5 protein-coding genes are annotated in these 11454 nt (G+C 58.1%); 1 reads left to right on the top strand and 4 read right to left on the bottom strand.

All coding sequences use genetic code 11. The features are described from left to right. Positions 1–45: 45 nt before the first annotated feature. Entirely contained in the window at positions 46–1929 is a 1884-nt protein-coding gene (locus ACZ9GA_RS10455) for a hypothetical protein (protein ID WP_457362741.1), read from the bottom strand. 351 nt (positions 1930–2280) lie between these two features. On the opposite strand from ACZ9GA_RS10455, the gene ACZ9GA_RS10450 reads away from it, so the two are divergent. Beyond that, the gene (locus tag ACZ9GA_RS10450; RefSeq protein WP_457362742.1) at positions 2281–4254 is read left to right on the top strand and encodes an RCC1 domain-containing protein; all 1974 of its coding nucleotides are present in this window, start codon (positions 2281–2283) and stop codon (positions 4252–4254) included. Positions 4255–4323: 69 nt separating this feature from the next. On the opposite strand, the gene ACZ9GA_RS10445 is transcribed toward ACZ9GA_RS10450, so the two are convergent. The 3 genes from ACZ9GA_RS10445 to ACZ9GA_RS10435 all read right to left on the bottom strand — a co-directional run bounded on the left by ACZ9GA_RS10445 (position 4324) and on the right by ACZ9GA_RS10435 (position 11451). Further along, on the bottom strand, positions 4324–6282 hold the full coding sequence (locus ACZ9GA_RS10445; RefSeq protein ID WP_457362743.1) for an RCC1 domain-containing protein: 1959 nt from the start codon (positions 6280–6282) through the stop codon (positions 4324–4326). A 48-nt stretch (positions 6283–6330) separates the two neighbouring features. After that, a complete protein-coding gene (locus tag ACZ9GA_RS10440) occupies positions 6331–9018 on the bottom strand; it encodes an RCC1 domain-containing protein (protein ID WP_457362744.1) in 2688 nt (895 codons plus the stop codon). A 183-nt stretch (positions 9019–9201) separates the two neighbouring features. Beyond that, entirely contained in the window at positions 9202–11451 is a 2250-nt protein-coding gene (locus ACZ9GA_RS10435) for an autotransporter outer membrane beta-barrel domain-containing protein (RefSeq protein WP_457362745.1), read from the bottom strand. Between the last annotated feature and the right edge of the window lie 3 nt (positions 11452–11454).

Here is an 11454-nt window from a genome sequence, read left to right as displayed (position 1 = left end):
GAACCGCTGATGACCACTACCCGAAACTGACAGAACTAACAGGTCTCAGCCCCCACTGCTCTCCCCACGCATATCGATCAAGGTGCGGCTCACCAGTGACTCCCCTGTACCGCTCGCATTACTGGCCTGATAGGCGACATTGATGATATTGCGCGGGCCTGGGTACAGAGCGAGGGTGAATTTCTGTTCAGGCACCAGAAATTGGTAATAACCCTGAGCCAACTCCACTGCGTCGACTTGGTCCTGAGCCGTATATTCAGTGCCCGGCAGTTGAGTCGTGCCATCCGGACCATAACCCTGCAGGCGCATGACCAATTCATCCCCCGCCGCCGCCTGCGGGTAGTCCAGTTCGATCCGGTACAGGGCACCGCCGCGCGTCAGCTGATAATTCAAGGCCTGGTTGGCGTTGGTATTGGGAAAACGGCCCGCCTTGAGCTTATCGCCCCCACCCGGGACTTCGCCCGGCGCCTCCACACGACAGGCAGTCTGGGGTGAGTGCTGCACGTTGATGCCATTGCTCACGCTGTACCAGACCGGCACTGCAGCGCCGAAGCCCGCCGCCAGTACGTCGGCCCACTCGACTTCAAAAGTGATCAATTGCCCGGCGCTATCGCCTGCCACTACTTGGTACGACGCCACGGGCGCCGTCAGGCTGCCCCAATACAGGTTCATTACTTCGGTTGGGCGCGGATTTTCATACAGCATCACCTGCACCGGCACCGGCCCAGGTGCATCGGATGGCACCACGACGTTGTCGGCAGTCGAGCCTTTGACCGTCACCCGTGACAAGAGACCGTTCAACGGGCACGGACCGGGATTGGCCGGCCCCGCAATACGCAAGTCCACCTCCACGGCCAAGGTCTGCGACGGCGGGCTGATAAACGCCCCTCGCTGCACTTGCCAGTACACCACGGCCCGGTAGCTCGCCGTTTCCCCGTAGCTTCTGAGAATGTCCCACGGCACCTCCACGCTCACCGGAAAGCCGCCAGCGCCCGGCGCATGCACGGGCGCCAGGGCGCTGCTATTGAAGGTCACCAGCAGTTGGTCGCCGGGCGCGGGGGTGGTGTACCCGTCCAGCACCACCATCACCGTGTCGCAGGCATCGGCGCGGCTGATCAGGCCATCGCTGGCCTGGGGGATACGGGGTGGGCGCAACGTGGCAGGCGGCGCCTGTACGTCGACCAACCACAGCCTGTCGTCAGAACGTGCGCTGACGTTACCGGCCCTGTCGGTAATGCGGTACCAGGCCCGCGCGCGGCCGTTGCCCTTCTGGCGAATGGTCTGGCCGCTGAACACCAGCACGATCTCACCGGTGTCGATGGCCTGCTGGTCGACCACCGTCTGTGCATCGGCCAGGTCCTGGTCGGCCAGCAGCTCGTGCTGCCAGAAGCCCTGGATCAGATCGCCCACGCGGGTTTCCACGTAGGCCGGCACCCGCGCCAGCAACTGGTCGCCATTGGCGGCCAGGTAGGCCTCATTGACGATGTCGGCCGGTACTGCCGGCTCGGCCACCAAGGGCAATAACACGTCGTTGTGGCCAGGCTCCACCGTGTCGATCCACACGGGCGCAGGCGCAGAGCCAACCGGGTTGCCCACCGAGTTGTAGGCGACGTACTGCAGCTGATGCTCTCCATCACCGATGAGTCGGGCACGGGGCACGGTCATGAAAAGGTTGGCCGGGATCACGTCGGCAGCGGTGAACAGTTTGCTGTCCACCTCCACGCCGTCCCAGTACAGGTACAACGTATCGCCCGGGTCGCTGGGGTCGGTGACGGCGCCCTCCCACACGGGAAACTCGACCCTCAGCGGGGCCAGCAAGGCTGCCTTGGGCAGCAGGTTGGGTTCGCCGTCGGGGATGTCGGGCACGGTCGGCACCGGGGTGGGCGGGGCCAGGCGGATGGGGATATCGCGAAGGTGGGTGTGGTTCATGGCGGCAGCTCGTGGTGCGCCTGTAGCAGGCGGGATGCCCCTATTGAACCGCTGCAGGCCGCCGCCCGAAACTGTCAGAACTAACAGGCGCGCCATCTCAAGCAGAAAGGCGAATTTACACTGCGTAATTTGTTTTGGCCTTCCTCTTTGAGTGCATCTGTGCAATTGAGGTCTCTTGCTGTGGGGCCCCACGCCGTGGATTTAACAAAAACTTTGAGACATCAAAAAAATTTTGAAAACCAAGTTTCAACATAAGACCAAAAGCAGCTTCACATCCAGAAAAAACTTGAATCCCTCGGCCTTGGATCCACAATTAAAATTGAGCAAGCAAATCACCCACGGGAGAAAATCATGTCAGATTTAGAGTCAGACATCATAATCCGCATCGCATTGCCACTCAACAATATAAAATCGGGTATAGAACCACGTAAAAGCAACCAAGAAACGAGTCCCACCCCACAGACTGTGGAAGAAAATAATACCGATCTGCCGACACCTGATTCACTTGGGATTGTCGGCAGACCTATTATACCCGGCACCCTTCAAGCCTGCTTGGACACGGAACAAACGCCACCAGCTACCTACCAATGGTCCATTGACGGACGACCTTCGGTAGCTGGAGAGTTTTTTCATTTAACAGAAGAACACCTGAACAAAACTATTCAATGCAAAAGCACGCCACTTTTGGGCGGGTCCGCCGCAGAAGCTGCGTCGATTCTATACGCCGCCACCGATTCTTTTCAAAACATTTCAAGACAAGAAAATGAAAACAGTTTCATAAAGCTGTTTGGCAATTTTACCATCCACTCCCCAGCCCCGGCAGATGGAGTATTGTCCTTGACCAGTGGCGCTTATGCGCTTTTAACCGGGGGAAATCGTCTACAGATTGGTGGCAAGGCAACCCATGGAGGAACGCCACCAACCTATTTTTCAGATTTTCTAAAGCACAATGGAACAGCAAACGTTTTCACAACTGAGAAAGATTTTGCCGTACTGGTGGAGACCCCTACCAGCAATCGTTTACTGATATGGGGCTCCAACATTCCAGTTAATATTCCTTATGGTTTAGGAAATATCAGGTTTACGTACAGCAATCGCTATTCGTTCGCCTTTATTTACCGAGATCAGGGCAGCACCGAGTATAAAATTGGCGCCGCAGGCGCCGCTAGCAACGGCGGAGTCATCCCAGATGCGGTGCATCTAAGCCTAAGCCATGAAACACCACGCGCCATCTATCCAACAGAAGCAGCCTTTGCAGTGTTAACAGAGGCAGGTCACGTGTTCGCATGGGGAAATACTGGCTATGGGGGCACGATAGACGTCAGCACTCGATCAATACTGGACACCCTCAAGGTTACTTCGATTGTGACCAACTCTTCTGCATTTTGTGCCATCGGTGAATTAGGCGAACTTGTTACCTGGGGAAAGTCGTCAGACGGCGGAACCATACCCGCAACCATTTTAGAAAACATCATGGATGACGGCGGTGCCGAATTAGTCGTTGCTGCAAAGTCTGCCTTCTGCGCAATCACCCGAGGTCGAAGAAAAGCTTTTTGCTGGGGTGCCACTGCAACAGGCGGCACAATGAGTGCTGCTGCAAGCGAACTATCTGCGCGCGGAAATATCATATTATGCAAGGCTGCATCATGGGCATTTTGCATCGTTAATCAAAGCGGACAGGCCGAAGCATGGGGGCATGCCGCTTACGGCGGGACGACTATCCCTGCAGAGGCGAGTTCGGGAATTTCAGACATTAGCAACTCAGAAACAGCCCCCCCTACCACGCTAACAGAAGCCCAACTCTCAATAAAATCACTGTTTTCCGAACGCTCAGGCTCAGCCCATGAAACAGTGAGTCAACAGAGTACAAACACTGTTTACAGTGACGCACTAGGCACCATTCGCCTGTACGCTAATGATGGGGGGTTTTGCCTGCTCGGCCAAACTCCCGAGGGGCAGACGCGTAATATTATCTGCTGGGGGCACGCCACCTACTCAGCACTCCCGCAGCCCACCAAACAGATATTGCTGGCTAGTAAAATAGAGCAAATATACTGCTCAAATGGCGCGTACTGTGCCCTCACTCGGCAAGGGGACGTCGAAGGGTGTGTGGTGGCTTGGGGATCCGGCAGTAATGATGGTGGCGCACTACCCGCGAACCTGGACCGAAGCCTTTATCAAGGCGTACTGCAAATTTATCCAATAAAATCGGTCCCCGACAGTATCGCACCCGCCACAATCGCTGGATTTGCGGCGCGCTGTCAAAATGGCGATACCGTCTTCTGGGGGGCGGCAATTCCTGCAGCGATACTACCGTCGGAATGAATGAGCTCATTAGATACGATGCCCTGCCTTGGATCGAGGCAGCCTTCTTGCGAAGGCTGCCTAGGCTTCTCAGATGAATGACTCATGATCACTCGGGGTAAAGACCTGATTAACCACATTCCCGCCCCATAATACATAAGCGCCTGATATATGCCGTGCCGCAAAGGAAGGATCCACCCGTACAGGCGTTGGGCTGACAGGCGGCGAGCGCTTGATGGAATAGAGTTCAATAACCCCACCACGCAGCAACTGGGCAATTTCCGGCGGAGTTTTCGGAATTTCCCCCGCATCCATTTGCGCCAATGTGGCCCCCCAAACGGTAACTACGCCGTTTACGCTCCCTTGGGAAGCAATCACTCCATAGGCTCCATTAGTGCAGTAAACGTGTGTAATCCGGCTAGCGAGTAATGTCTGACGCACATCATTCCCCATTGACCCGCCACCGTTCGCTTGCCCCCACACCCACAAATTATTAGTGTAGGACTCCTCATCTTGGGCAATCAAAAAGAAGCTGGAATCGTTACCGTAACAGCTCACATTCCCCTCGCCTATGATAATTCGGGAAGATATGGTTTTGAGCCCAAGGGAAAAAGCATCAGCCGCTTGGTCTACGTCCACTGGCGAGGAGGCCCCGAGGCTCAATTGTTGCTTGAAATACTTCTCAACCTCTTTCTTGACGCCCAAATCCAGCAGGTCCTCCATTGGGCTAGGCTCAGGCGCGGGCACTGTTGAGTTGGGGATCGTGCCTCCAGAGTTTGCGACACCCCAAGCCTCCACTTGCCCAGAGGCATTGATCATACAGAATGCCCATGTAGCCGCCTTGCACATCACAATGTTACCGCGCGCAGCCAGTTCAGCGGCCCCGCCCCCCATATTTCCGCCTTGGTCGGCAAGCCCCCAACTGACGGCTTTGGCTCTTCCTTTCGTCACTGCGCAGAATGAGGCGCGAGCCGCGATCACCGACTTGACGCCGCCTTGATCCAGAATAGTCTCAAGGCGATCCGCTGGAATAGTCCCGCCGTTATTAGGGTTACCCCAGGTGACGATATCACCTGACGCCCCAATCGCGCAGAACGCACTCATGTTGGAAATGATTCGTTTCACTGGCATCGCGTCCAGCAGTGCCTGCGCGCTGGCACTGATGGAGCCGCCATCGGCAGCTTTGCCCCACGCATACACCTTACCTCTGGTCGTCAGCACGACAAAAGCTTCATAGGCCGCGTAGATAGCCACCGGGGGATCAGTGACAAGTCGCAGGTGGACGCTGTCAGGGATCAATCCGCCGTTCGCTGCATTACCAACAGCCCCGATCCACTTGTTTTCACTGGTCATCTCCGAATGAATGTAGGCAAACGCACTGCCATTAGAATAAACGCCCTTGATATTTCTAAGCTTCGTCAAATCAACATTATTCGGAATATTATTGCCCCATACCAACAATTGATTCTGCCGCCCCAGGGGCACCAAGGCCGCAAAATCGCGCTCAGTCGAAAATAAAACTGTGGCAGGGTTATTGATCAAGTAGCCACGAATTGCCTCAGGCACCACAGCACCGTATGCATCTTCTCCTCGAACGTAAACATTCTGACTTTGGCCATCCAGCAATGAGAACGCACCGCCCGTCGATACAAAAATACGATCCGCCGGCTCAGCCGCATAGAACGAAAAGTTACCGTGCTGCTTCATGAAACTATTTTCGTTTTCCTCATCCGTGATATTCTGAAAGCCTGACACCACCAACTTCGCAGATGACAACACCGTCGCTCCAATTTCACCCGACACAGCCACAGGTGTTACGCTAAACACGATTGACTTACCGCTGTATTCTGGACCAACCAATAAAGACAGCGTTGTAGCTATCACACCCCCATCGACCAGCCATTGAAAATGTGAGTTACCCTCTGGATTTTCAGCTGTATTTCGATATTTATAGCTACCATTCAAGGTTCCTCCGACAATTGCCTCACCGAGAATAATTACATCTTCCGCGACCGGGACAGCAGTGATTTCACTAGGTACGTTGCTCATTTCCCAACACTCCATTAGTGCCCACAGCGAACGCTGTAAGCCAGCACATCAAATGACTTGCGAAACCAAGCCATCCAACGATTTCAAATCAAGATTATCGCTCCCCCAACTTACGAGTTCGTCATCTTGAGTCAATACAATAAAGTTCGCTCCAGCAGCATAAACCGCACGCGCTCGAGTACCGGTATATTCTCCAGAAGTAACTCCCCACGAGATGACTGAACCATCCAGACGGCAGGCAGCCATAGACCCATATCCGGATATTATCGAACTGGCTTGCAACCCAGTTGGAACTGCACCTCCTTCATCGCCCTGCCCCCAACCGACTACTGCGCCATTCGTAGTCAAGGCGGCAAATGCTGTGCTAGCCCCAACCAGATGACGGGCGTCCTCGATAGGAGCGGACAATTGGCCGCCAAAGCGCGGATCCCCCCAAACGAGTACTCGCCCCTGTTCCGTCAATGCAGCAAATGCTGAACTGGTCGAAGCAATAGCCACAACATTGATGAGTTGGCTCACGAGTTCGACGGGTATTTCGCCTCCATCAGCAGAAAGGCCCCAAGCGACTGCCGTTTTGCGTAAGGTGACGGCGGCAAATGCATTGTCACTGGCGCTAAGCCGGTGGCTCCCGCGCGCGACTGCAACCGTCATCCCATATGGCCACTGTTCTCCCCCCCAGCAGAACACCTCCCCGTCATCACGCAGTGCGGCGAATGCGTTTTCTCCACCAACTACTTGACGAATAAGCGCGAGCTGGGGTGCGATAAGCGGAGGGATGACGCCCCCCCTGAATGCGTCTCCCCATGTCACCAGTGAACCATTGTCACGAAGCGCAGCGAAGGCACTACCAGCGGCGACTATCTGGATAACACCTGTTAAGCCTGTAGGCGCTAATCCGCCCCGATTGACATCTCCCCAGCAGGTCACCGTTCCATCATTGTGAAGAGCAGCAAATGCCTGTCTGTTGCAAGTAATACATTTTACATTTTGCACATCGGGCGGAGGATTAATTTCGCTATCACCTCCCCAACCAAATAGTGCGCCGTCATTTTTGACGATACACCCACTACGATATGATGAAAACGAAGGAATCCCACAAATATTGACAGGGCGAAGAGTTGTTCTGGCACCTACAACTCCCGCCTTTTCCCAACTGACCATTAATGGACTTTCCGGATGAGTATCAGTGAAAGTATCGCCCAACGCCGACTGCTCACCCTCCCTATAACTCCATCGATATACGACATCAGAGCGTGCACTTTTTACGGCTAGCAGACTTGGCCCCGAATGATAAAATGGACCCGTTTGAGAGCGAGACCCAGTAATCTCCAGGCCCAATTCAACCTGACACTCCGTGCCCCAGGACCGTTGCTCATTGAGGCCATTACTAACTGTGTAATGCACCACCAAGTTAGCTCCTGCGCCTTCGGCTTCGATATCCGCCCAGCGAACTTTAAAAACAATTATTATCCCCGGGAAATCTATCGCTTGCACATCATAGGTGGCCACCGGCGTAGCCAGCCTCCCCCAATACAGAGCCAATTGATCATGCTCTTGCGGGTTTCCGTACAACGAGACCTCAACCGACACGGGTCCCGGAGCGTCTGCATCGCTAATGAGGTTATCCCCTGCCGCACCTTTTACAGTTACAGTCGGCAACCGTCCGTTCAACGGGCACGGACTGGGATTGGCCGGCCCCGCAATACGCAAGTCCACCTCCACGGCCAAGGTCTGCGACGGCGGGCTGATAAACGCCCCTCGCTGCACTTGCCAGTACACCACGGCCCGGTAGCTCGCCGTTTCCCCGTAGCTTCTGAGAATGTCCCACGGCACCTCCACGCTCACCGGAAAGCCGCCAGCGCCCGGCGCATGCACGGGCGCCAGGGCGCTGCTATTGAAGGTCACCAGCAGTTGGTCGCCGGGCGCGGGGGTGGTGTACCCGTCCAGCACCACCATCACCGTGTCGCAGGCATCGGCGCGGCTGATCAGGCCATCGCTGGCCTGGGGGATACGGGGTGGGCGCAACGTGGCAGGCGGCGCCTGCACGTCGACCAACCACAGCCTGTCGTCAGAACGTGCGCTGACGTTACCGGCCCTGTCGGTAATGCGGTACCAGGCCCGCGCGCGGCCGTTGCCCTTCTGGCGAATGGTCTGGCCGCTGAACACCAGCACGATCTCACCGGTGTCGATGGCCTGCTGGTCGACCACCGTCTGTGCATCGGCCAGGTCCTGGTCGGCCAGCAGCTCGTGCTGCCAGAAGCCCTGGATCAGATCGCCCACGCGGGTTTCCACGTAGGCCGGCACCCGCGCCAGCAGCTGGTCGCCATTGGCGGCCAGGTAGGCCTCATTGACGATGTCGGCCGGTACTGCCGGCTCGGCCACCAAGGGCAATAACACGTCGTTGTGGCCAGGCTCCACCGTGTCGATCCACACGGGCGCAGGCGCAGAGCCAACCGGGTTGCCCACCGAGTTGTAGGCGACGTACTGCAGCTGATGCTCTCCATCACCGATGAGTCGGGCACGGGGCACAGTCATGAAAAGATTGGCTGGGATCACGTCGGCAGCGGTGAACAGTTTGCTGTTCACCTCCTCGCCGTCCCAGTACAGGTACAGCGTGTCGCCAGGATCATTAGGATCGGTGACGGCGCCCTCCCACACGGGAAACTCGACCCTCAGCGGGGCCAGCAAGGCTGCCTTGGGCAGCAGGTTGGGTTCGCCGTCGGGGATGTCGGGCACGGTCGGCACCGGGGTGGGCGGGGCCAGGCGGATGGGGATATCGCGAACAGGAATGCGGTTCATGGCGGCAGCTCTTGGTGCGCCTGCAGCAGGCGGGATGCCCCTATTGAACCGCTGCAGGCCGCCGCCCGAAACTGTCAGAACTAACAGGTAGGGCTGCGGCCGGAATTCGTCGCCGTGGTGTTACCAGCTATAGCGTACGCCCAGGTTGGCACCCCAGGGTTGCTCGATGTGCTCGCCCTTGCTGTAGTCGAAGTCAGCATGCACCTGCAGGCGCTCGGCCAGCGAGATGGCGATACCGGCACCCAGTTCGCCACGGGTGCCCGACAGATCATTGTTGAAGACGTTGCTGCCGTTCACCTCGACCTTGTTGTTGTTGATGAATTCGTGCGCCACGGCGGCCCGCACATACGGTTGCACGAAGCGCCCCTGGCCCAGCTCGAAGGTGCGACCGGCGCTGCTGCCGGCCTTGGCCAGCACGGAGCGGGCACGGTCGCCATCGGCCTGCATGCCGTTGTTCAGGCTGTAGTCCCGGCCCTGGATGACGACACTGGAAAGCTGACCGAACGGTTCGAGAAAGTAGCCGTCACGCAGTTTGATGTGACGCCCGAACTCGGCCGACGCCCCAAGGCCTGCGGTGTCGTAGTCGCCCTTGGCCCGGGTGCCGTCGCTCATGTTCACCCGCGCGTTGTTCTGGAAGCGGTTGGCCTTGACCACGCCATCGAAGTAATAGCCGGTCTGCGCATCCAGCCAGGTAGCGTAGGCACCGGCGTAGTAGCTATAGACAGTGCCGGAGCTGCCACGGTCCAACGCCAGGTCCGACTGGCTGTAGCCGGCCAGCAGGCCCACCAGCCATTGGCTGTCGCCCAAGGGTACGTCCGCGCCCAGGGAAAGCCCCTGCTGGGTTTGCTGATACCCCACGCCCGAGGCTTCAGCCACGTTGTATTTGTTGCCATAGGCTCGCGCCCACAGGCCGGCGGCGCCGGGGTTCTGCCGCAGTTCGCCCATGCGCGTGCGCAGCGAGGTCAGCTCGCCGTACCACACGGTAGGCGCCGTATTGAACAGGGCCAGCACGGTGCTGGTGCTGGGGCTGATCTGCTTGAGGCTGGCGTCCAGGTACCAGTCATCGTCCACCTTGGCCAGGCCGTAGGTGTAGGTGCCTTGGTCCACGGTGCCACCGACCAGTGAAAACTGCGCGTCGCCGCCGCCGGTGTGCACCACTTGCAAGCTGCTGTCCTGGGCGGGATCTGCGCCGGTGGCACTGATCAGCAAGGCATGGGTGCCCGAGGCCTGGCCTTCGATATTGAGGAAGTCGCCCAGGCCTGCGGCGAAGTTGACCGCCATCACGAAGGTGCCCGTACCGCTGAGGCTGGCCAGGTTGAGTTGGTAGAACCCTGCACTGTCGTCGAAACGCACCGTGCCGTTGTCCAGGCTCAGGGCGCCCACGCTGGAGTCGCCCGTCATTAACCAGGTCGAGTCACTGGCGATGTCCATGCTGCCCAGGTTGGTCACCGTGCCGGTAAAGGTCGAGGCATTGCGCAACGCCAGGCTGCTGTCGCCGCCGGTTTGGGTCACCACGTTGCCTTGCAGGGTGGCACGGTCGAATACCAGGTGAGCAGCACTGTCGGCCGCCACCTGCACATCGCCGGCCAGGGCGCTGTTGGTGACCTGGACGTTGGCCGTGGCGGCGCCCGACACCTCCAGAATGTTGCCATTGTTGCCGTTCAACTGCGTGCCGTCGGCGATGGAAATGGTGGCCTGTACCGCCCTGTTTACGGCGATGGCAGCGCCGGTCTGGCCGGTGACGATGCTGTTGCTCAGGTTCAGCACCGCCTGCTCGTCGGCGGCGCCGGCTTCAGAAGACACCAGCACACCGTTCAGACCGCCGGTCAGGGTACTGCCGGTGGCGCTGACCGTACTGGAAAACATACGCAGCCCAGCGCTGGTGGCCCCCACGCCATTGAGCGAGGAGTTGTTGAGCTCAAGGGTGCTGTACCTCGACACACTGGCGCCCGCCTGGGTGCCGGTGATGGTGCTACCGGTGACCGTGGCAGTGGAACCGGTGGTCAGGCTTTGAACACGCGCCACGTTGAGCCCTGAGCCAATGGCCCCGGTATTGGTGACAGTCGCCCCGGTCAGGGTGGCGCTGGCGTTGCTCAAGTTCACCGCACCCACGCCGGTGCCCGTCACCGCTGCACCGGTGACGGTCACCGTACTGCCGGCGTTGGCGGTGATGGCATTGGTGGCGGACCCGGCTTGCAGGTTCACACTGGATCCGGCATCCGTGAGCCTGACGGTGCCATGCTGGGTGCCACTTATGACATTGAGCGTGCCGCCCTGGGAAACCACGTAGGTGTCGGTGGGGGTAGTGGCATCGATGTCCACTACCGTGCCCGTTACAGGGGTAACCGCTATCGCCACCGGGCTTAGCATAGA

The organism is Pseudomonas sp. TE3644 (assembly GCF_056278815.1).
Note: the sequence above shows the minus strand (reverse complement) of the source record. Positions and strands in the feature narration are given on the sequence as shown.